The sequence below is a fragment of the Myroides odoratimimus genome (genome assembly GCF_001485415.1).
Taxonomy (GTDB): Bacteria; Bacteroidota; Bacteroidia; order Flavobacteriales; family Flavobacteriaceae; genus Flavobacterium; species Flavobacterium odoratimimum.
On the sequence record NZ_BCMQ01000032.1, the window covers coordinates 1 to 23348 of the forward strand.

Here is a 23348-nt window from a genome sequence, read left to right on the forward strand (position 1 = left end):
CCAGCGTTGGCGCAGATTTGCAATCTGTGCTATGTACATAACGTTGTGTGCCAACAGAATGTGACACGCAAAATATTGACGTCTCTACTTTATATTTATTGCGTAAATATGCCTTTCGACATAATACCAGCGTTGGCGCAGATTTGCAATCTGTGCCGTGTATATCCACCCCGAATTCGTGTACATAACGTTGTATGCCAACAGAACGTGACACGCAAAATATTGACGTCTCTACTTTATATTTATTGCGTAAATATACCTTTCGTCACTATAAACACAATACTTGCGTTGGCGCAGATTTGCAATCTGTGCCGTGTATACCCCATGCCGAAGGCAAACAATTCTTAATTCCTAATTTTAAATTCTTAATTCCCCGAAGGGAGAACATTCCTAATTCCTAATTTTAAATTCTTAATTCCCCGAAGGAAAAGCATTCCTAATTAAAAGAGCGTAGCGTCACTGCTATTTTCTTCGTAGCGCTCACCTTACTCCACTCTTCTATCAAGGCAATAACTGTTGGGTTAGTCACCTTAGCATTATTTGTATGAAGTACCTCTCCATATTGTTCTAATAGAGTCTTCAGACCTTTAATAGGACTAGCTCCTAATTGCTCTAAAATACTCTCTATGAATAACTGCAAAGCTTGGTTATGTTGCACACTCACATTCATCATAAACCCTTGTATAGAATCGGTCAGACGCTTAATCGTCACATATTCTTTCGCCTCTACTTTACCGATGATATGACCTACTTTTTGTTGATCTAGGCGAAGTGCCTCCTTGATCCAATACTCTGCTACGAAAGCACGCGTTACCTTATCATCGCATATCAACGCAAGTCCAAAGAACAAATAGAATTGCTCTGAGAAGACCACATTATTCATTTGCAACAGATACATGAACATCCCTTGTAGTAATTTCTTCTCTGCCACTTCGAAGGTAGCACTACCACCATAATGCAGGCATTTCTCTACCACAGCTAAGTAAATAGGATCTAACTGTCTAGGATTAATAGCCAATAAAGACTCGTTTAAATTCACTTTAGTATCTCTAATCTGGTACATGATTAATCCCATTAGATTTGCAGAGCCCATACGATCACCTACCTCTGTCTTTGGCATCGCTTTATTAATACGACTAAAGATTAAAGACAAATTAATATCATACGGTATCTGCTCAAACTTCAGTTTCTTATGCGTAAATACCTTATCTATCTGCGTCTTCGTTTTATGATCCCAATCCTTATACGTATGAGATTCTTCTATCACTTCCCAGTTTCCTAACCAACCCGCACAGTATTCTTGTTGCTCTTTGGTATAGTGCTCATTTGTCAAGCTTTCTAAAGGTTGATGAGGGTACTTTAACGCTGCCGCTAACCTCCATACATCATAATAATCTGCTGATTCTTCTTTTACCTCTCCATTACCTAGGTAAAACTCAAATATGGCTAGCAACTCCCCTTTTAGTTGTTGCTGAGCTAGTGTCAACCCAGCCTCTTCTGTATTTTTATCTATACGCGCTAAGGCAATCTGTAAATCCACTGCATCTACTAATTCTCCCTCTTTTTGATAAGCTACTAATCGATCTACCAATACCCTACTATCTATATAAAAAGGCTCATGAGTAGGCAAACTCAATATTGGAAAAATACGCTTCTCTTTCACCAATTGTAAACTGTAGTAATACACCGTCAGATAAGGGCGCAAAGCAGCATAATAATAACTAAATCGATTACTTGCCTCTAACTTTACCTCTCCTAGCGTGATTCCACTATTGGTATATATCTCTGCCTTAGCATATTTGTGATACAGCTTGTCTAATGCTGTAGTCTCTATAGTAGGATCTGCAATCAACATACGCGCCCACTCTAACAGCCAAAAAGCCATAGCATTTTGTATTGTAGTTGTTGACCACAAATCTTTAAAGGTCTTAAACACTTTATCAAAAGCAGGTAGTAACTGATCGATGTGCTCTGCTTTTAATTCTCCTTGAAGTCTAATAATCGCATCTATAGTTTGCTCAAAGGCGTAGTCACTCTCCAATGTCTTCCAAGCCGAACAATGGAAAATCAAATCTTCTACTGTCGCAATAGCCTGAATAGGCACTAGCTCCGCCTCTCCCTCTTCTAAAGCCTCAGCAAGCGTTGCACTCTCCTGCACACTCATATATCCACTAAACAACGTCTTCGTCTCACTCATCATCATCTCTTGATAAGCTTCTAATTGCACTGCCAGCTCCTCATTAGGTTGAGCATATTTCACGATTTGCTTCGCTATTTTAGTCTGCATCGCTTGATCCTGTATATGCAAAGCCCCTACGATAGCAACAGCACTCGCCTCCTTATAGGTAGGATGTGCTTTATCCAATACAGCCACGATACGCATCGCCTTATTGATCGTCGCCTTAACAGTACTACTCATTAATATAGGCAGACTATTGACAAAAGCCTCTACGTGAAAAGCCTTGTCCTTCGCTATTTTAAACAAGATGTCCAATGCTTCATTGACCACCTTAGACAATGGACTGTTCAACAATTGGAAGATATCCTCCTGAAACGACAAGATCTCATGATCAGCAAGAGATAATTTACTTAACAAATTCACATTCCATCCACACAACGCTTGATTCGTATGAGTCAATGCTCCTTGAATAACAGTCTGTACAATGCGTTGTTTATCTAATCGTCCTTGTTCTATTAATGTTGCGATCACCTCATCCCATGAGTGGTAATTAATATTCACTTCATGGTCAAATAAATACCAAAACTCCTTCTCTAACAACTCAGGGTATTGATCAAATAATTCAACCTTACTTGCATTGACCATCACAGTCGCCCAAGTCGCTTCTGTCAATGGGGTCTTAAACACTCCTTTCTTATAAGACTCATATAAATAGCCTATCTCGTTAAAAGGCGCTCTCACCCATCCTTCTCTAGCCGAATCATTGATATAATCACCTAACCAATCAGGCACATACCAATCCAATACTTGCTTAAACTCCTCCTCACTAATAATCCATATTCCCGTAAAATCTTTATATGTACAACAAGCCAATACCGCCACACTCACAGCTGATCGCTGCTCACTATTTCCTCTATATCCATACGAATTCCTATTGCCTACCTCTGGTACATACTCTTGATAATACTTTCCTAATTTAGAGATCTTCTTAGTGTACTTAAGCCTTTCCTCTAAAGGAGTTTCCTTAAATAAGAGAAGTAATCTTCTAGTATTTCCTTTTCTTACAAATTCTTCTAATTCAGTATAAAATATATCTTTACTCATAGCGATTCTCTTGTGGTTTTGTTGTTTTGGTATGTTGTGTTTTTATAATCTCACTTTCAAGACCGAAAGATACAATTTTACAACCTAAAATAAATAACGGAATAAAGGGGTTTAAATAACAATATTACAGTTTATATCCTCCCTCATCATTATACCTACTTCTTCAAGACCGCTACAACATCTCTTCAAGATTCCTTCAACAAACAACCACTTAACTAGAGCATTCTTGGGGAAATGTTGAAGAAGTGTTGAAGGAAATCACTCTATGAAGCGTATTTACTGGGTTTAGGATAGGTTGATTATTTTATATTTTTATGCACTTTAATCACAAGCATCTAATTATAAGCAAGATATACAAATAAGGTACAAATAAAAAGCTATCCATTTTTAATGGATAAGAGGCTAAAAGAGGTTTTATAGACTAAAAACAGCTTGTAATTATAGTTAATTAGGGTTGATTAGGTTTTTTTAAAGCAATTGAGGGGTGTATTTAGTAAAAAACATGCTTGATTATACTGTAAAGATGTATTTAATGCATCCCTACCTTTGGGTGCCAACATTGGGTGCCGAATGGACGTGGTATATATCGTGGTTACTGGGAAGGATGTATGTAATACATCCCTACCATTGTGTGCCGAAAGGATGGGATTCTTCACAGGCTCAGAAGGACATAGCATACAGGGTATAATGGTTCTCATCTTGCCGAAGGCACACATTCCTAATTCCTAATTCCTAATTTTTAATTACATTTCATCTTTCAACTGCTTAATATACTTCTCTCTATCTGGATAATCAATGCGTTCTAGATAATCCGTTACTTCTGATAGCCATTCTTCATTAGACTTAATCTTTACTCGGGCTACTGTCTTCTGTTGGAAATAAGGCCTATCGTCAAAAGCCTGAGCCAAATGCTGATTCATTGACGCTGCTGTTTGTGGGCTTACGGGTTTACCCTCTGATTTAGCTAAAGAGTGTAATATTCCTCGCTGGTAATCAGGATTCATGATTGCTTCTTTATACTCTCCTGAATAAGCTAATACTACTGGGATTTCTTTCTTTTCTAAGATAGCAGCTCTTAGTCTATAGTTGCCATCTATAATCCAGTATCCTCCAAGAGAGGGGATGTACCATGCGAATATAGGAGGTAGTGTTCCCTCTATCGCTTTCTTGCGCCACCACTTTAGGCGACCTGAGTGTTCATCTACTTTACGCGAGTACAGTAACTCCCTATCCCAACGCGCATAAGTAAATGCATCAAAGTCATCTTCTACTGCTACAGTAGTTCCATAATTAGGAGGAGATGCAAAGTCTTTATATCCTTCAAACAACCAAATAGAGTCATAAAAGAAGTGCTTATCTGATGACACCATTTCTTCTGCAAAATAGCGAGACCACGACTTTAGTCTTTCTTCAGTTGATAGCTCTTTGCGCTTCTCTACTTCTTGGGAATTGATATTCTTAATCAGCCTACTCTCCTCTTCGAAAGTTCTTACTAATCCTATATCACAGAAGTCTCTACTGATTAGTCCCCACATCACTGGTTTATCTTCACAGACCAACTTCATCTTCCAATTCGAACCACTCAATAATTGCATGGTAGGAGGTGTTAATCCTTCTACGTTTAATTCTAATGCTTTCCATTGCTGATGTTCATCTGTGATATCTTTCCAATAATATTTCATGGGGTGTTTTTTATTGAGATGGTAAAGGTAAGGTGTTTTTATTGAAATGGGTGCGAAGTCTGGAGACTTCGCACAGCATACAAGACGTGATAACGATTGTGTGACACGCATAATATTGCGTCTCTACATGATATACCATCCTAATTGCCGAAGGCAAAAACTGTAAACCGTTAACTGTTAACTGTTAACCATTAACTCAAACCTTCTCTTTCCTTCTACCTCGTAATCTAACACTTCTACGAAGCCGATATTCGCCATCATCTTTAGAGACTTTTCGTTTCCACTATGAGCGATGCCCACAATAGTAGTTACCTCAGGTTCATTAGCTTTGATATACTCCATTAAGCCCTCTGTTCCCTCTTGTCCATAACCATACTTCCAAAAGTCTCTCCCTATAGAAAAGCCAATCTCTACAGCTGCAGGAGATTCAAAGAAATACATTGCTGTTCCGATTAACACATCCGTATCTTTCTCTATCACAGCCATTCTCATCTTAGCTCTGTTTTCCCATTCTTTATGAGCTTGAAGCACCATATTCTCTGCTTCTTCTATAGTCTCAAGAGGTTTACTTCCTCTGTATTGCATCGCGTCTTTATCAGAGTAGATGTATAATAATTGTTCTTTATCTTCTATGACTAATGGTCTAAAATATAATCTGTCCATGGTATCGTTAATTTGTTTGTTGTTTTGGTTCTTTGTATTCTCTTTTTTCGACTAGGCTTGCTCCTGCTTCTACACTTAATCTTGCAAATACACGACTAGATAAGATGGTGATAATTCCCATGACTAAAAAGGTGTATCTAAACACGTCTATTCCTTGATCATTTGTCCCAATACTGCTATTTTGGAACATCACTAAGATCATCGCTGAGATAGATATCCCTAGACTGATGGCTAACTGTTGGGTAACGGATAATAAGGTGTTTCCCTCACTTGAAGTATCATTGTCTAAATCTGCTAATGCTATGGTATTCATAGAAGTAAACTGTACTGCATTAAATGCTCCGTTGCAAATCATCAAGATTACTAATATCCACATTGGGGTATTTTTATTGATAAAGAAGAAACAAGAGATGATTATTCCGGTCAATATTGTATTGACAATCAGTGTGTTTCTATATCCAAATTTGCGTACAATAGGGATGACAAAGTTTCTAAAAACAAGGTTGGCTCCTGCCTGTGGTATCATCATTAACCCTGCAAAAAAGGCAGAATACCCAAAGCCAACTTGTAGTAGTAAAGGTACCATCAGTGGCATTCCCCCTACTCCAAATCGAGTAACTAGATTGCCTATTAGCCCTACTCTTAGTGTTTTTATCTTTAGTAAGCTTAATCTGATAAGGGCCTTAGTGGTTCTCTGTGCGTATCGTATGTATCCTAATACACAGATAATCGTTAGTACTCCTAATAAGATTAGAGTTGTCGCTGTAAATTGGGGAGAGTTCCATCGTTCGATAATCAGCGTAATGGTGGTCAATCCTCCACTGATTAATAGCCATCCTTTTAAGTCAAATTTGCCAACTGTATTGGTAAAATTAGGAACAACCTTTCTCGCCCAAACCATAGCGACAATGCCAACAGGCAGATTAATCAAGAATATCCAATGCCAAGAGAACTTCTCTACTAAAAAACCTCCTGCAGTAGGTCCTAACATTGGCCCTATCAATGCGGGTATGGTGATAAAGTTAATGATACCTAGTAATTGATCTTTTGGATAGGCATAAATCAGTATTAACCTCGCTACTGGTACTAACATAGAACCTCCTATGGCTTGGAATATACGAGCTAAAACGAGTTGATCTAAGGTATTCGCTATAGAACAAAATAAGGATCCTAAGGTAAAGATACCAATGGCTAACATCAGCATATTACGTGTACCAAAGCGGTCTGCCAACCATCCACTTAAAGGGATTAACAGGGCTACTGTCAAGGTATACGATACGATAACGCTCTGCATCTCTAAGGGTGACTCTCCTAAACTTCTAGCGATAGAGGGCAATCCTGTGTTTAGGATAGTACCATCTAAGGCTTGCATAAATATAGCTAACGCAGCAAGCCAAGGTAAATACTTTTTTACCTTTGGGTCTTCAACGATCCCTATTTCCATAATGTTGTAATACTAAGATTAATTAATTCGTCATCGCTGTTGTAGTAGAGCTAACTTTAAATAGACCACGAGGTAAAATGAATAAAATACAATGCTCTTATACACTATATAAAGTTGCTATCACGATGATAAACAAATATAAATAATCCAATCTATTCTCTCAGTTGTCCTATGACAAGTTCGGTCTAAAGAAATTACAAAAAGACCTCAGCTCTAACAACAAAATCATAGCATTACATCAATTAATGTACCGAATAGAAGTATATCTTATTTTTTATACAACGAATTCGGTTGAAGCTCATTTGTATAATTTAGTAAAACTTTAGGGATTTCATTGGTTAACAGCTGACTGTTAACAGTGAACGGTTTTTAAATCGCGTTTAAATGGCTATTAATCTTGTGAAGTGATAAATTATAGTGAGCTATTAAATGTAAATAAACTTAAAAGAAATAGCAGTATTGATGAGATACACTAACTCAGATAACGTTCCTCAATAACAATATCATGCGGATACTTCACAAATCCCCAACCGCTCAAGTGACCTAAAAGAGATAAATGCTTAATGCCTCACTTGATAAGGATACCAATCAAAAGAGGTCTCATGAAGTGCAAAGAAATGCGTTGGCAAGACTAGTCCGATAGCCTCTAGCCCTTTCTGTAAAGCGGTAGTGTCTTCTAATTCTTTTATTTCGGCACCAATCATCTGTTTATACTCTCCTGCCAATTCATCAAAGTAATACACCTTCATCTCTCCATCGAAGACTACTGCTATTTCTTCATCTATATCACCTCCCCACATCTCACACTTATAGTACACGAAAGGTTGTTTTGTCTCTTCATTTAACTGTTGTAAGAAAGCGAGCAACTTACACTGTTCTAATGTAAGGTTCAAAGACAATACCATTGGAACAATCTCTATATGTTCTAAGAATTGCCATTTGTTCTTTTTATATTCAGCATAACTTGCATAAAACGCATTGGCCTTATCATCATAGGCTGTTCTACTCATAGAAGGATTGATAACGAATAGTCCATCCTGAGGTAGGCTGTGTTTAATATGCTTTCGTTCGTGATGCTCATTCTCAAAGAAGATCTCTCTGGTCCATTCGCTTCTGATTCCCTTTTCTAGTGTATCTATATTGAATAATCCTTGTCTTAATTCTTCTATTTGTTGCAATCGTTCTATCACTGTGGTATTTGCAATAGTGTACACCTGTTCTGCGCTCCAGCTCATAGTATCTATTTTAGGCTAAGATACAATTATCCGTTTTTACCTAAAATAGGTTTGCTAAAAATTGTCTTGCTAATCCTTTGCTTTATTTGTAACTTGCTGTATAACAAAACAACACTTCACTATTCTTATGGTACAGTCTCAATATAGTTCAAGAATTATCAAATTATTATTGATTTTACTTATTATTGCTTTAGTACTTTTTACCCTATTTTACTTTATGGCAGATGATGCACAGAGTGGCCATGTTGGCTTCAAAAGTCATTATGGCTTCGTAGGAGGAGTTACCTTAGGGTTAGTCTTATTTGTATTTAGTTTTTCATTAACGATGACGATGGTCAAGGATATCACAATCCAAGAGAATGATATCTTAGTCAGAAACCTTATTGGAAGCAAAAAGAAATTTTACAAACCAAATACAGTATGTGTGCTAGCACATACTAAACGAGTTTTTCTAGGAGCTACAGAATACATCGTACTTCAAGAAGGAGAAAAAAGCACAAAGATATTTGAGTTTAGTTATAAAAACTTCGAAGAAATAAAACAACATCTCAATATAGATGTAGAAGGAAAAAGGAGAGAATAGTGTCAAAAGCACTACCTCTCCTTTTTTCTTAAAACTTCTTTTTTAAAAAATACGAAAACACACTAAAATGAGCGATAAAAAAGATAAAATAACGATAGACAACTATCTAGATAGTCATTATATCAACCGAAGTAATTGGCTTAGGGCAGCTGTCTTAGGGGCTAATGATGGTATTATATCTGTATCGAGTTTAGCGATAGGTGTTGCGACAGCTAGTGCATCAAGAGAACCTATACTACTTGCCACAGTGGCAGGGCTAGTAGCTGGTGCATTATCGATGGCTGCTGGAGAATATGTATCTGTAAGCTCTCAGACGGATATAGAGAATGCGGATATAGAAAGAGAAGCAAAAGAACTTGAAGAAATGCCTGAAACGGAATTAAAACTTCTAGCACAGATCTATGAGAGGCGTGGATTAAAAAAAGAAACGGCTATGCAGGTGGCTATTGAGTTAACTGAAAAAGACGCTTTAGCTGCTCATGTCAGAGATGAATTAGGGATTAATGAAATTAATCAGGCCAATCCTATGCAAGCAGCTCTAGCCTCGGGTGCATCATTTACTATCGGTGGAGTACTCCCTCTTGGGGTAGCCCTATTAGCACCAGTAAGTGAGATGGAATACTGGTTATATGGTTTTACGATTGTTTTTCTAATAACATTAGGAGCATTATCAGCGAAGACTGGCGGATCAAGTATCAAAAAAGCAGTACTCAGAATCGTTATCTGGGGATCTATAGCCATGGGACTATCTGCTCTAGTAGGTTATCTCTTTGGTGTGAATGTATAAAATACTCCTTGCTGTAAATACAAAGAGAACTTAGTAGTGGTACTAAGTTCTCTTTATATATTAATCAAACTTTTCTAAAAGTTCTAAATAACTACTTATTTCTATACCCTAAAGGAGAATCTCCTATATGTAACTTAAAAAAGCGGTTGAAGTACGAAATATTATCAAAGCCTAGTTCATAAGCACATTCTTTTACAGTCATATGACTGTGTTTTAATAAATACTGAGCCTCTAGTAATAGACGTTCGTGTATTAACTGAAGTGCAGTCATCCCAGTCTCTTCTTTTATGACTTCTGTCAAATGCTTAGGCGTAATACCCATCAAGTCTGCATACTGTTGTACGGTTTTAAGCTCTTTAAACTTCTCTTCTAAGTGTTGTTTAAAAGTATAAGTCAATTGGTACTGTCTATTCATTCCCTTGTGAAAGCCTAAGAGACAATACTCACAAGCTCGGTTGTAATCATACAATATCTCTATCAGCTTCAAGCGAATGATATTAAGGTGATAAGGTCCTTTAGTGTCTAACTCCCATGCGAGATTATTAAAGTTCTGCAAGACCTGTTTAAAAGAGTCTTCTAACTTATACATAGGTGGGTAATCTGCATTTAAGAACAGCAACTCATCCACAATCATCTCCTTGACATAATTGCGGTACAAAAAACACTTCCTAAAAAAAATCTGTAAGACTCTAAAGTCATCTGAAGCTTGTCCTCCAAGATAAATTACTTCTGGTGAAATAATAGACATAGAGCCCTCGTGAATGGTAAACTTATGGTATCCTACTTTTAAGTCTATATGTCCTCTAGTACAAAGGATAAGTGTATAGTAATCTTGCTTTTGAGGAGTAGTCAATACTAGATTATCTACTCTTGTATAAAAATCTATTTCTTTATTTGTTTCTAAACCAACTGTCTTCATCTTCCCTTCTATTTTATCAGACTACAAAATAAAACTAATTAGCAATAGGAGTCCTTAATATTACCTTAAATTCCGTGTTTTGTACTATATCTTCCGACTAATTATGCTTCCTTATAGATATTTACTCCTTTATTTTTTAACTAAATAAACCATTGCTTTAGCCACTTTATCCATATCTAAACTTAAAGTAGGTGCACTATACACATCAGGTAACATATATGCTTCTCCATTATTTAAAACAAACATTCTATCTCTCTTCTCATTCCATTTACCAACTAAGATGTAACTTCTAGTAGTATTATCATAAACAGAAATATCGTATACTATGTTTATTCCTCCATTATCTTTATAACGTTTTACCTTTCCATAAGAAACAAAACTTCCTTTTTCATTCCTACCAAACTCCCCTAAATCATTAAATACCCAATTTTGGCTAGAAAATCCTTTTACATATTCTTCAGTATCAACATAAGCCTTTCTATTCACTTCTAGCATAGCTCTAGTTTCAGAATCATCATAAGTCATTATTGCTTTAGCAGCTTCTTTATCCAATCCTGTAGGTGTAAAAATCTTGTAAATCCCAAAAGTAAACTCATCAATTACAATCTTAGACTTAGACATACTCCACTTCTTATGAGTAGGACGAACTAAAACAACCTTTTCCTTGTCTTCTGGCAATGTTACTCTAACATAAAACTTTTGTCCATCTGCTATACGAGGATCAGCTATAACAACAGGTTCATTATCTAAGGTAGAAATAGTATAAACTCCTTTAACTTCTTCGACATTAGCAATAGGTGTCTTATCATATAATACCTTTCCTTTTTTAAACACCACTTTCTGTGCTGTAGCAAGTGTACTTACACTTAACAATAAACAAACTAAAAAACTCTTCATAGTAATTATTTTAAATTATGTTAATACAAATCTACAAAATAATGAATACTAATTAGATACATTTTATACATATCCCAAGAGAAAAAAATCTTATGAAAACCTCCTTCGTTAAATAATCCTCTTTTATGTATACTATCCACTTTATATTCAGTATATTTATCTACAAGAGAGTAGTTAAAGTTATTTAGAAAATGTCAATATGCCTATGAAACCAATTAGAACGGAAGAAGATTATCACATGGCTTTAGTTAGATTACAGCTATTAAAAGATGCTAAGCCTAATACTCCTGAAGCAGATGAATATGAAGTTATAAATATTTTACTAGAACATTATGAACGCGAAAATGCTCCTATGGGAATGCCAGATCCTATAGATAGTATCAAAATATTTACAGAATACTTTAAAGAAGAAGATCCTGATAAGGAAGAATAATATCTGAAAACGCTTACTTAACTGTAAGCGTTTTTTTTTATCTCCTAAAAAAAAGCACCTCTGTAATTTATTACAGAGGTGCAGAGGGTGATAAATTAATTAAAAACATTACTATATATAACCTAACTACATAGTAATATGAACATAAAACTTACTAACACTTTACTTTTCACTTTTCATAGATTTTTGAAGATTGTAGTATATAGACACTTCTACTTCCGACCTTCTAAATGTTTATTCTTTACTTTCTATTGATTTCTTTGAATTAGGGATCGAATAACGCAACCCTAACTGTAAATTAAAATCAAAGGGCTTCTCTGTATAAATAGTTTTAATAGAACTCCCATTATCAAAATAATATCTCGCTCCTGGTTCTACAAAAAGCCCTACACTCTTTGCTAATTTATACTCCATACCTATTGCTACATTTGCAGATGTTTGTATTCCTTTTACAGTTACCTTTTCATCTGGTCTCTTTTCTACATTCTGATTAGCTTGAAACTTAGTTTTAAGTGTTCCATATACTGACTTCTCTATATGAAAACCACCATTGACATAAGCTGAGAAATTACCTTTCTCCCATAAATTATAATTCACCTGTATAGGCACTCCTACATAATGTAGTGTCTGAGTATTTATAATCTTATACTCTTGACTTCCCGAAGTAAGATCAGAGGATAATTTAGTATAAGTAATACCTGTATTGATTCCCCACTTATCTCCCATAGGATAGTATAACGCTATACCAAAGCGTATAGGCTTCTTATGCGTAATATCGGTATAGACCTCTTTATTCTGATTCACAACATAAATCTCAGATAACACCGCACCTGCCATTCCTAAATCCAAGGGTGCATCAGCTCCTACCTTCATCGCTCCACTCATTGTATTATATCCACTTTGTTGCATACTAGATGTAGAGGCTATATTACTTGATATTAACCCTAAAGAAAAGCCTCTATTCTTTTTTGACTTTACTTCAGTTTTAATTTCTTTTTCCTTTACCTGATTTTCTACAATAGCAGTTTCTAAGTTTTTATGACTTTCTTCTACTAAAGTCGCTAACTGTTCTTTAACCTCTTCTTTATCTACTGTATTTGGAACTATAGTTACATATTCCTTCTCTTGGTTTACTGAATTAGAATTGTCAGCTACCTCGACAATAGAAGGCTCTCTCCTCTCTTCTATTGCCTTGATAGCATGACTGCTTGCCTTCTCCTTTTCAGTTGAAGTCAAAGCTTTGGTATTTGTGTGTGTTTCTTTGGTAATTATCTCTTCTTCTACCTTATCTAGATATTTATTCTGTCTAGAATTAGGCGTTACCTCAGTCTCTTTAGCATCTATAACAATACTATCTTTTTCTTTATCATCATGCTGTAAAGCACGTTCACTTCTCAAATATAACTCTACACCTCCTACTAACACGATTGCTATAGAAGCCACAATCCCTATAACTCTTTTTAAGTCAATTCTTTTAGGTGCTCCTTTTTTATTTGTTGCTTGCTGTACAGTATCTGACCATAATGGTATGATTTTTCCCTTCTCTTCCCCAAAAAGTTTTTGTTCCAAATCCTCCCACAACCCCTCTGGTCCGATCTCTGTATGATCCTTCATCTTCTGTTCCAGATCATTTAACCATTTATCGTTCATAAGGCGCTTGTTTTGGGTTTATTATATAACTTTATCTTCTGCATGAGTATTTTCTTTGCTCTGTGAAATTGAGAAGCTGACGAACTCTCTCCTATTTCTAACAGTCTACCTATTTCTTTATGACTCTTTTTTTCAAAAACATAGAGGTTAAAAACCATTCGGTATCCATCAGGTAAAGAGCGTATCAATTCTAAAATCTCTGACTCTGGTATCTCATCTAAATTAGGTTCTTCTTCTTCAACTACCTCTACTAAATCATCCACTAGAGTAGGAAATTCTATTTTAGTAGTATCTCTAAGAAATTTTAAAGATTCATTAATGATTAATCGTGTCGTCCACGCTTTTAAAGAACCTACTCCCTTATACTCAAATGAGCCAATAGCATTAAAAATCTTGATAAAACTATTCTGCATCACATCTTTTACATCATCCTGACTCTTAAGATATCGCATACATACATAGGTAAAATGTCCTGAATAGAATTCATAAAATTCTTTCCAAGCAGATTGGTCTTTAGATTGTAATCTATCCACTAACCCTCGTTCTACACTATCTTTTTTAGTCATTTGTTGTATAAACATTATGTTTGGATCTAATATGGGTAAAACTAATTCTAATTACCTTTTAACAGATCCTGGAAAAAAATACTTCACTTCTACAAAGTCTTTATCTTCTTTTCCATCTACAGTTAATTTGTCTACTATCCACTCAAACTTCACCATATCATATCTATTGGACACATAGACTCCTTTATATTTTGTAGTAATATGCGCTACTACATCTTGTTTATTATCGTCCATCGGAATTGTGAACTTCAATTCTTTAGGATTCATAGTTAATATTAACGCTGTTCCTGTCTCATCTATTACAGACGTATAAGCAAGGTCATACTTTACCTTATCCATCTTATTTAATATTTCCTCCGTTTTTCTAGCATCTTTAACTACTGACCCTACAAGCTCCCTAACAGGTAAATTATCAAATACAATCAAACTATCATTAATTTTAAAAATTGTATTTTGTTCATTCATCCACTTTCCTTGTAGAGTAAAAGCTTTACCACTATAACTCCCTACTACATCTCCTATCTTAACAGGTTTATTTGGCTCTACATTATTATCATCACTAATGCACGATGTAAAACTAATACCAACTAAACTAAATAAGATCGTAAACATTTTAATTCTTCTTACTGCTCTCATTTTACTAGACTTTTAGTTTGTTTAACAATATTTCATAGTGAGTACTCATCTATATAAACCCAACTTTTAAAAATCCTTGCATGATGCAATTAAAAAAAAACTACTTATTCTATATAAATTTACAAAAACAACCTTTAAGACATTACAAAACAATACGTTGTATAAACAAATTTTTTTATTATTTACAGAGTAAAAGATAATCTATTACCCTTATCTCATAGTCATAGATGCTTATCTACTCCATTACCCATCAATTATAACTATAAAAAAAAACTTGCTACCCTAAATTAGGGCAACAAGTCTTTTTTAATCTACAAGTAAGAATGCTTACTCTATTTCTTCTATTTTCACAATAAATTATCTACCAAATCATACCCTTCAAGATATACATTATGTTCGCCAATATCATCAGCAACAACTTGCATTCTAATCTTTTTACCCTGTTTAATCAACGAACTAACTATTTGGTGTAATTCTCTATCCTCTTCCTCTGATAAACCTTTAAACAATTGCATTTTTTTGCTCTCCTCATCTATTAATAATTCATTGTACTTCATCATATTTACTCTATTTATAATTTAAACAACGGCACCATCCATCTCACCCCTACTGCTATCTGATGCTCATTCTTATCTGCTTTAGAAACTTCATAATTCTTATAATCATAATTTAAAAAGTTATAAGCTGCAAAAAGCCTAAGATCCTTAAACGCCTTATCATTAAATGGATTGTACTCGATAGCTGTAGAAACTCCCTTTAAAGCATAAGATACGTTACTCTCTACATCTTTTCTATAATTATACATCACTTTTACATAAGGAGTTACTTTATGGAACTTATACTTCACAGAAGCTGTCGTCACATTATCCTTCACATATGCGATTCCCTTAGTACTGGTGTTTAAATCTGTAAAAGCGGCATCGCCTACATTTCTAAAACCATACATCCAGTCTACCTCTGCCATAAAGTTATTCAATGTCAATCTATTCCCCATAGTTACCCAGCTGTAATACTTCTTCGCATCGTGTTGAAATAACGCATATCCATAGCGCGTTTTCAAATGTTTTTTAAATAATTCTCCTTCCCATAAAAACAATCCTCCATAAGCCTTATTTTTATAATCTTCTGCCGCAAACTGCTCTCCCTGAGAGACCATCTGTAACTTAAAAGACTGTCCTTTTACTTTATAAGCTACACTAGCTCCTGGACTAAAAAGCTCAATAGATCCAATGATATTCGTAAACATATATAGATCAGCACTGTTATAAGACAACTCCGTAGATCCCCAAGCAGTAAACTGTTTTCCCATTCCTACAGTCCAATGATCATCAATATTATACTCTAAGAAAGCAAACTCTAAGGCATTAGACGCTACTGATTCATTCAGTCGGTATCGAAGTGAGTAGGTAAGCTTATTATTATAATTCCCTTTTAAATAAACTCGCGACTGTACTAATCTAAACTTACTATCAGAGGTTCCTGATCCACTTGTCTTAGTCAAGTTCTCGTACTTTGAGTCTAGATATACTTCTAAGGTATTCACTTTCTTAGGCGCATCGGGGTTAGCCTGCTGTGTCAATACACCTAATAAAGTTGATTCTTCTTTTTTTTCATCTTGAGCCATCACACTTATCGTTCCCAATAGGATTGCACAGATTGTATATTTAATATTCATAGTTTGGTAGATTTTTAAAAAGTTTAATATAATTCTTTTTTAAATATCATTAACAAAACTTTACCATAATTGTACAAATATGAGTATTCTAAAGATAGAAGTTCAGACTCTCAAATAACACAACATAAAAAGCAATTCTATTTATTATGCTAAATAAACTCAATATTTCAATCAACAATAATCAACGCTATACGAACAAATACAGCTCATTTGATAGCTTAAAACGTCGTATTAAGATAAATACCTATAAGATTATGACACAAAATAGGTATCCTCATTTTATCTATATAAAACTATGTTTTTAACAAAACTTATTGTATCTTTATAATGTTGTGTATTAGTATGAATTTAATGAAGAATCACTTTTTATGCCTAGGTAGGTGTATTAAGTGATTTTTTTATACAAAAAAAAGCCGTTAGTAAATGTTACTAACGACTCCTTTTTTTACTTTTCTTTTGTTTGTTCAACCAAATTATCAATCCTGTAACTGGTAAGGAAGCAAATATAAGTGATCCTATAAAAGCGAGTATCTTAGTAGGGTATCCCCATATCGTGCCTACGTGTAAATCGAAGTTTAAAGAATTTACTTTAGTGCCTAAAGCTATTGATGTATAAGTATGATCTTCACGAGTGACTATATCTCCTGACTTTTTATCAAAATACAACCATTCGAATTTACTCGTCTTATCCTGTTCTAAACGGATCTGTAAACTATGAGGCTCTTTCTCATCCTTAGATAAACGGATAGACATCATATCGGCATAACCGAACTTATCTAAGGCATAAAATACCGCATTGTCTAACGTATTACTTGTTATCTGAGGTACGGTATCAAAAGCAGTAGATTCCATTACCTGAAATTTATCTTCATCTACTTTATTAAGTGTTATTTCTACTGCTGATCTAAACTTAGGAAAAGCAAATAATACACCTGTCATCCCTATCACTATAGCTAATAGGAAGGTATACATACCCAACAAATTGTGCAAATCATGATTTAACCGTTTCCAATTGACAGAAAAATCAAATACGAAACTTCGTTTAAATGTCTTACCCTTCCACTTTTTAGGCCACCATAAGATCAGACCTGTAATCGTAATAACCATAAATAACACTGTACTTCCTCCTACTACCCAACCTCCTATTTTACTTCCTAATAGCAGATTGCGGTGTAACTGTAACACGACATAAAAAAACTCTTTCTTTGTATCTTCTACTTTCTGAACTACACCTGTATAAGGATTTACAAATATTCTTTTATAAAAAACTACTTCATTCCAATATCCTGTTGCATTCTTATCTGTCTTGAGTGCTCTAAACACCCAGGTTCTATCTTTAGCAGGATAAATATCTACTCTATTTATAGGGTATTGCTCTCCTACTGCTTGCTGAGCTATACTTTGAAGAGATGAGAATAACAATGTTTCTCTATTATAGTCACTTAAATTTTCCGTATCATCGATATAAAAATTACTTGGATAAACAATTTTCTTTATATCATCGTGAAAGACATAAATACACCCCGTAATACTTACGATGACAATAACAATTCCCGTTATTAATCCTAGCCACTTATGCAGCCATAGCATAAATTTCTTCATCTACTAGAAGTTGTATTGTACGCTTAGATTAGCCTGCATTCCATTTCCTCTCACATACTCTGCATCAGTCCCTCTGTATTGGCTCACTACTGGATAATACGTTTTATTAAACAAATTCTCAATACCGACATTTACCTTCCACGCTTTATTTAAGATATAAGTAGATGCTAAATTAAACAAACTAATGTCTTTTACAGGTCCTTCACTATTTTTATAACCTCCTTTTTCATTAGGATTAAAGCGATTTCTACTTCCTGAATACAACCAATATAACTGTATATTTAATTTATCTGATGCAGTATAATACACAAAAGCTGTCGCTTTAGGTGGTGAGATACGTCCCCCATTTAAGTATACTTTACTTCCATCGTCGAACTTTGCCTTTCCCTCTACATAAGCATAAGTTCCCCCTACTGTCCACTGTGGCGTTAGTGCGACCTCAGCAGTCACTTCGAATCCGTGTACTCGCTCAGATTCACGCTGTGCTACTAAATATCCTCCTATATCTACTAAATTAGCTCCTAACTTAGATGTGCTTAAAAAATATGACCCTGTAAAACTAAACATAGAAAACCTACTAGAGAACCCTACTTCGTAGTTATTCGTAATAATTGGTTCTGTCTCTAGCTTGTCTAATGTACTCTCTGTTGCTCTTCTTAAGATTCGCCCTAATTCATTAATAGCAAATCCTTGAGAAAAACTAATAAAAGGGTTAAAATACTCATATTTATTATAGCGTAACCCTACGTTAAACAATGTTGTTTTGTAAGGAATTTTACCTCCTTGAACGAAAATACTTCCCTCGTTATTAGACCCTGTAGCGATCGTATTAAAATCATCTACTTTTACATTTGCATTCTCATATCTAACTCCTGTTTTTAGTATCAAGTGATCTACTAAATCTATTTTTAATTGTGCATAGGGCGCAATATTCACCATATCCATTGTAGGGATATACACACGACCATCTGTTAAGTCTTGATCTGTTTTATCATTTAAAATATCTATTCCATAAGTCACTTCACTCGGCATCTGAAATACTGTAAAAGGAGTATTTAAGTTTAAGCGAATACCTTTCTTCTTAGAGTTAATTCTCGTTTGTCCAGGTCCAAACCATGCCGTTCCTTTTTCTACATAGCGGTTCATCGAGCGAAATGAATTCATATATAATGACACATCTAACTGTGTTTCTAAAAACAAGTCATTGTTCGTGTACCCCAACATAACATTGTGGTTATAAGGCGTACCTGAGTTTTCACCAGGATCTATCCCTGCTACACCTACCGTTGCTTCACTACCATACTTACCTATCTTACTGATATATCTGGCGTGTTGTGTACTTGTATAGCCATTATAAAAAGCGCGAATAGACGAATTATCATTGATATCATATGTGATTTGAGCGAACAAGTTCTTTTGATACGTATTAGACAGTCCATCTATCTGCCCTAATATCACTCCATCTCCGTCTCGCTGTAAACCAGTATAGTCGATAGACGCACCAGCCATATAGTTCCAATTTTTATACTTCCCTCCGAAAGACTGAGATACTTTATATCCTAATGTACCACTACTGTTCGCTGGATTAAACGAAGTTCCCAATACAGTAGTTCCACCAAAAGTTTGTTCTCCTCTATTTTTCTTGGTTATATAATTAATAATCCCCCCAGTAGAACCATTTCCATAAATAGAAGTAGCTCCTTTTATCACCTCTACACGCTCTATTGCAAATGGCGCAATCGAACGTATATCACGAGCTCCGTTCATCAATGGTGTAGATTGTGGAATCCCATCTATTAAGACTAATAGAGGCCTACCTCTTAATGTCTGTCCTGACGAAGTTCCCTTATTTGTCGCACTTCCTAGACCAGGTACTAGATTACTTAATATCGTCGAAATATCAGTTGTAACACTCATCTGTTTTTCCATCTCCTTCTGATTAATTATTGTTACAGAAGATGGAATAGTAGCTATATTCTCTGCTCTTCTACCAGCAGTAATAACAATCTCATCTAGTGATTCCTCTAATTTCTCTAATACAACCTCAATAGGGTTTTCTAATTTTGTGTTATTAATAGTAACCAATTGTTCCTCATAACCACTAGCTAAAACCAATAGAGTAGCTTCATTTGTTGTTATAACATCTATGGTCATCTCTCCCTTACTATCTGTTTCTCCTATTTTATCTCCATTAATAATAATCTCTGCTCCTCTAATTCTATTTAAATTTGAATCGCTCACTTTCACTAAAAAAGTTTGAGAAAGCACCGAAGTACTAAACAATAAAATAGTTAAATACACTACTTTAGTGAACATACTAGATAATATATTTGATGATAGCATCATGTTTATGTGTTGTTATAATTATTTCATTTCGCAGCAAAAATAAATAATTATTTATAACCATTCTATTTAATACTGTTTTTTTATACAAAAAAAAGCCGTTAGTAAATGTTACTAACGACTTGTCTTTCTGCTTATTTCTTCAATAATTCCACATATTGTTTTACAGCTTCACTCACTTCTTGCTCCGTAGGTCCATACGCATTATTTAACGCTACAAAGCCTATATAGTTCGCATCGATATACTTGATAGTAGCTATTACAGGTAATAAAAACTCTTCCACTGTAAATCCGTAATGACTATCTTTTACATAAGACTCTTTTACACCACCAGTAGTGGTTACTATACCCATTTTTTTACCTACTAAAGCACCTTGTTCTACTCCGAATGCCCATCCATAAGTAAAAACCTCATCTAGCCATAACTTCAGTAAACTCGGTACATTAAACCACTGAGTAGGGAACTGAATGATTATTCTATCGTGATCTAATAACAACTCTTGTTCCCTCTCCACATCTATCTGCTCATCGGGATAAACCTCATAAATATTGTGAATTGTAAATTGTACATCTTGTGGCAATGCTTCTAACAATGCTCTATTCGAATTTGACCCTACATAATTTGGGTGCGCCAATAGTATTAATACTTTTTCCATTGTAATTATTTTCGTGTTTAAAGTTACTCTCTTTTGGAGAGCAAATGTATTACCTTTGTATAGGCCAAACAAGAACGTACGCCTAAGTAAGATACTAACCTACAAGTAATTAATAATTAAAATCAATAAGTTAAACCTAAAAAATATTTTAGAAGCAGATACATGTCCTATTAGATTAGTACTCGACAGAATAGGTGAAAAATGGTCTATGCTTATCCTTCTCCTATTAAGAGATCACGGTGTAATGCGTTTTAATGAAATAGATAAAGCAATAGGAGATATTTCTCAAAAAATGCTAGCCAAAACTTTAAAAACCTTAGAAGCTGATGGTTTTATTACACGAAAAGTATATCCTACCGTACCTCCTAAAGTAGAATATACACTTACTGAACTTGGATTAGACTTAGTTCCCTATATCGAAAACATATCAGTCTGGGCATTTAATAATTTAGAGACAATTCTAAACAATAGGAAAGAATTCGAAAAGTAATTAATATAAACTTCTCTGTCTGCTTTCTCTTAACTCAATCGACATAGACATATCACAAATACAACTAATAAATCATAACAGAAGCACTTAAACTAAATCTATAAAGCAATTATATGTATTACACAACGTATATCCGCACAGTGATGTTGGCGCGGATTTAAATCCGTGTCGTACATTCCACACAGTGATTCCATAACAGTAGGAATGTATTACATACATCTAACACCATGCATATCCATATAGCATAGGGCATATATATCCACAAAAAAACGACAATACAGCCTAGCCATATTGTCGTTCTATATCATATCAAGAGTCTTTTAAAAAAGAACTAATTCCTAATTAATTTATCTGACGTTTTGTTTAAAGTAAATCTGTGTAGCTCCTAATCCATACTTTTGATAATTCGCATCTTCAGCTACTATCTCGGCATATCTACTGAATAGAAACTCTAACTCAGCCTTTAATACCCCCTCTCCTACACCATGTATAAATACAATACGAGGAATACGATTGCGGATAGCGAACTCCACCTGTCCCCTAGCTGTATCTAGCTGTAGAGTCAGCATATCGTGCTTCTCCATACGTCTATAGTCATTCGTAAGCTTCTCTATATGCAAATCTACTTCTAGGATAAACTCATCCTTACGCGAACGTTTTTCCTTCGTAAAGGAACGTTTTATAGGATCTACTTTTTCTTGTAGTGCTTCACTAACTGAACTTCTAGTACTAGCCGAGCGCATATCTACCTCGTCCTCTTTAGCTATTTTTAAAAGCTCATTCGGTTTATACGTTAATATAAAACCTTCTTTAGATTCTATAGTTACCTCATCTCCTATAATATTAATGACAACTCCTTCTTCGTTCTCATCTAATACTTGTACATAATCTCCTTTGCTAAGCATCTTTCTCTTCTTCTTTTGCTTGATTGATTAAATCTTTCTTTATTCCTGCATCGAACTCCCGTTCCGCAGGTCCTTGTTGACGAGTGTTACTAGGTGTCTTTTGCATCAATTTCGCCATGGAGAAAAAGAACAAGGCTACACCCACTACTTGCACCCATATTTTTGGTTGGTCCTTAGAACTTTCCATTAACGCCCATCCCATAAAGAACAGGGTTGCGATAGTTAATATGATCTTTGCTATTTTCATACTACGGTGCTAGTCGTTCTATTTTCCAATCTAAACCATCTTCTGTCAGCGTATATCGAATACGATCGTGAAGGCGATTAGCTCTTCCTTGCCAAAACTCAATAGACACAGGCTTTACTACAAATCCCCCCCAATTCTCAGGGCGTTTTACCGTATCTTCAATTGCTTCTTTTTCTAATTTATTAATAGCATCTTCTAGTACTTGGTGATTAGGGATAACCTCACTCTGATTAGATACGATAGCACCTAATCGACTTCCTAAAGGACGGCTATCAAAATAATTATCAGATTGAGCTACACTAGCCTTACTAGCGATACCTTTGATAATAATCTGACGCTCCGCAGAAGGCCAAAAGAATGATAAACACAAATGTGGATTAGCGATAATAGCCTTCCCTTTCTCAGAGTTATAATTTGTATAAAACACAAATCCCTCTTCGTCATAAGACTTTAAGAGTACCACTCTAGACTTCGGAAAGCCATCCAAACCTATTGTAGACACTGTCATTGCATTTACCTCATCTACTCCACCGAAATCCTCTATCTCATAAAACCATTTCTTGAATTGCATCATTGGGTTTTCGTCTACACTACTTTCCAACAATACACTCTTCTCATACGATTTTCTGTAATCACTTAAGTCACTCATATC

22 protein-coding genes are annotated in these 23348 nt (G+C 35.0%); 4 read left to right on the plus strand and 18 right to left on the minus strand.

Going from position 1 to position 23348, the window contains the following annotated elements; all coding sequences use genetic code 11:
- Positions 1 to 436: 436 nt before the first annotated feature.
- From MODO_RS17050 to MODO_RS17075, 5 genes are all read right to left on the minus strand, one after another.
- Positions 437 to 3283, minus strand: coding sequence for a DUF6493 family protein (locus MODO_RS17050; RefSeq protein WP_059051554.1), 2847 nt, complete (start codon positions 3281 to 3283; stop codon positions 437 to 439).
- Positions 3284 to 4026: 743 nt separating this feature from the next.
- Positions 4027 to 4965: a ParB/Srx family N-terminal domain-containing protein gene (locus tag MODO_RS17060; protein ID WP_059051556.1), complete on the minus strand. Its 939-nt coding sequence runs from the start codon at positions 4963 to 4965 to the stop codon at positions 4027 to 4029.
- A 177-nt stretch (positions 4966 to 5142) separates the two neighbouring features.
- Positions 5143 to 5628, minus strand: coding sequence for a GNAT family N-acetyltransferase (locus tag MODO_RS17065; protein ID WP_059051559.1), 486 nt, complete (start codon positions 5626 to 5628; stop codon positions 5143 to 5145).
- Between the two features lie 7 nt (positions 5629 to 5635).
- Entirely contained in the window at positions 5636 to 7072 is a 1437-nt protein-coding gene (gene mdtD / locus MODO_RS17070; protein ID WP_006264050.1) for a multidrug transporter subunit MdtD, read from the minus strand.
- 560 nt (positions 7073 to 7632) lie between these two features.
- Positions 7633 to 8307 carry a hypothetical protein gene (locus MODO_RS17075; RefSeq protein ID WP_006261551.1) on the minus strand — a complete coding sequence of 225 codons (675 nt, stop codon included), beginning with the start codon at positions 8305 to 8307 and terminating at the stop codon, positions 7633 to 7635.
- A gap of 127 nt (positions 8308 to 8434) precedes the next feature.
- Here MODO_RS17075 and MODO_RS17080 point away from each other — a divergent pair, with 127 nt between their 5' ends.
- Positions 8435 to 8890 carry a hypothetical protein gene (locus MODO_RS17080; protein WP_006261552.1) on the plus strand — a complete coding sequence of 152 codons (456 nt, stop codon included), beginning with the start codon at positions 8435 to 8437 and terminating at the stop codon, positions 8888 to 8890.
- Positions 8891 to 8957: 67 nt separating this feature from the next.
- Entirely contained in the window at positions 8958 to 9677 is a 720-nt protein-coding gene (locus tag MODO_RS17085; RefSeq protein ID WP_059051561.1) for a VIT1/CCC1 transporter family protein, read from the plus strand.
- A 91-nt stretch (positions 9678 to 9768) separates the two neighbouring features.
- Here MODO_RS17085 and MODO_RS17090 read toward each other — a convergent pair whose 3' ends face one another.
- Positions 9769 to 10596: a helix-turn-helix domain-containing protein gene (locus tag MODO_RS17090; protein WP_006261554.1), complete on the minus strand. Its 828-nt coding sequence runs from the start codon at positions 10594 to 10596 to the stop codon at positions 9769 to 9771.
- Positions 10597 to 10725: 129 nt separating this feature from the next.
- Positions 10726 to 11493, minus strand: a complete 768-nt coding sequence (locus MODO_RS17095; RefSeq protein WP_006265668.1) for a hypothetical protein — start codon at positions 11491 to 11493, stop codon at positions 10726 to 10728.
- A gap of 205 nt (positions 11494 to 11698) precedes the next feature.
- Here MODO_RS17095 and MODO_RS17100 point away from each other — a divergent pair, with 205 nt between their 5' ends.
- Complete coding sequence (locus MODO_RS17100; RefSeq protein ID WP_230456741.1) at positions 11699 to 11926, plus strand: hypothetical protein; 228 nt, start codon at positions 11699 to 11701, stop codon at positions 11924 to 11926.
- A 234-nt stretch (positions 11927 to 12160) separates the two neighbouring features.
- Here the strand turns inward: MODO_RS17100 and MODO_RS17105 are convergent, their stop codons facing one another.
- From MODO_RS17105 to MODO_RS17140, 8 genes are all read right to left on the minus strand, one after another.
- Positions 12161 to 13576 carry a putative outer membrane beta-barrel protein gene (locus tag MODO_RS17105; RefSeq protein ID WP_006264055.1) on the minus strand — a complete coding sequence of 472 codons (1416 nt, stop codon included), beginning with the start codon at positions 13574 to 13576 and terminating at the stop codon, positions 12161 to 12163.
- Positions 13573 to 14142, minus strand: a complete 570-nt coding sequence (locus tag MODO_RS17110; RefSeq protein ID WP_006258270.1) for an RNA polymerase sigma factor — start codon at positions 14140 to 14142, stop codon at positions 13573 to 13575. The genes MODO_RS17105 and MODO_RS17110 overlap by 4 nt, the downstream gene beginning before the upstream one ends.
- A gap of 51 nt (positions 14143 to 14193) precedes the next feature.
- Entirely contained in the window at positions 14194 to 14778 is a 585-nt protein-coding gene (locus MODO_RS17115) for a DUF4840 domain-containing protein (protein ID WP_006261558.1), read from the minus strand.
- 347 nt (positions 14779 to 15125) lie between these two features.
- Entirely contained in the window at positions 15126 to 15338 is a 213-nt protein-coding gene (locus tag MODO_RS17120; protein ID WP_059051563.1) for a hypothetical protein, read from the minus strand.
- Positions 15339 to 15349: 11 nt separating this feature from the next.
- Positions 15350 to 16453 carry a porin gene (locus MODO_RS17125; RefSeq protein WP_059051565.1) on the minus strand — a complete coding sequence of 368 codons (1104 nt, stop codon included), beginning with the start codon at positions 16451 to 16453 and terminating at the stop codon, positions 15350 to 15352.
- Between the two features lie 429 nt (positions 16454 to 16882).
- Positions 16883 to 18055: a PepSY-associated TM helix domain-containing protein gene (locus MODO_RS17130; RefSeq protein WP_059051572.1), complete on the minus strand. Its 1173-nt coding sequence runs from the start codon at positions 18053 to 18055 to the stop codon at positions 16883 to 16885.
- Positions 18056 to 18058: 3 nt separating this feature from the next.
- Positions 18059 to 20398 (minus strand): TonB-dependent receptor, encoded by a 2340-nt coding sequence (locus tag MODO_RS17135; protein WP_172461567.1) that lies wholly within the window; start codon positions 20396 to 20398, stop codon positions 18059 to 18061.
- A 134-nt stretch (positions 20399 to 20532) separates the two neighbouring features.
- Positions 20533 to 21054 carry an NAD(P)H-dependent oxidoreductase gene (locus tag MODO_RS17140; protein ID WP_059051576.1) on the minus strand — a complete coding sequence of 174 codons (522 nt, stop codon included), beginning with the start codon at positions 21052 to 21054 and terminating at the stop codon, positions 20533 to 20535.
- A 190-nt stretch (positions 21055 to 21244) separates the two neighbouring features.
- On the opposite strand from MODO_RS17140, the gene MODO_RS17145 reads away from it, so the two are divergent.
- The gene (locus tag MODO_RS17145; protein WP_256597100.1) at positions 21245 to 21544 is read left to right on the plus strand and encodes a winged helix-turn-helix transcriptional regulator; all 300 of its coding nucleotides are present in this window, start codon (positions 21245 to 21247) and stop codon (positions 21542 to 21544) included.
- Positions 21545 to 21891: 347 nt separating this feature from the next.
- On the opposite strand, the gene MODO_RS17150 is transcribed toward MODO_RS17145, so the two are convergent.
- Genes MODO_RS17150 through pdxH form a run of 3 tightly spaced genes read right to left on the minus strand, consistent with a single transcriptional unit; the run spans position 21892 to position 23345 of the window.
- Complete coding sequence (locus MODO_RS17150; protein ID WP_041892754.1) at positions 21892 to 22449, minus strand: DUF8465 domain-containing protein; 558 nt, start codon at positions 22447 to 22449, stop codon at positions 21892 to 21894.
- Positions 22442 to 22696 (minus strand): hypothetical protein, encoded by a 255-nt coding sequence (locus MODO_RS17155; protein WP_059051578.1) that lies wholly within the window; start codon positions 22694 to 22696, stop codon positions 22442 to 22444. Before MODO_RS17155 ends, MODO_RS17150 begins: the two co-directional genes overlap by 8 nt.
- 1 nt (position 22697) lies before the next feature.
- Entirely contained in the window at positions 22698 to 23345 is a 648-nt protein-coding gene (pdxH, locus tag MODO_RS17160) for a pyridoxamine 5'-phosphate oxidase (RefSeq protein WP_059051580.1), read from the minus strand.
- Positions 23346 to 23348 lie beyond the last annotated feature (3 nt).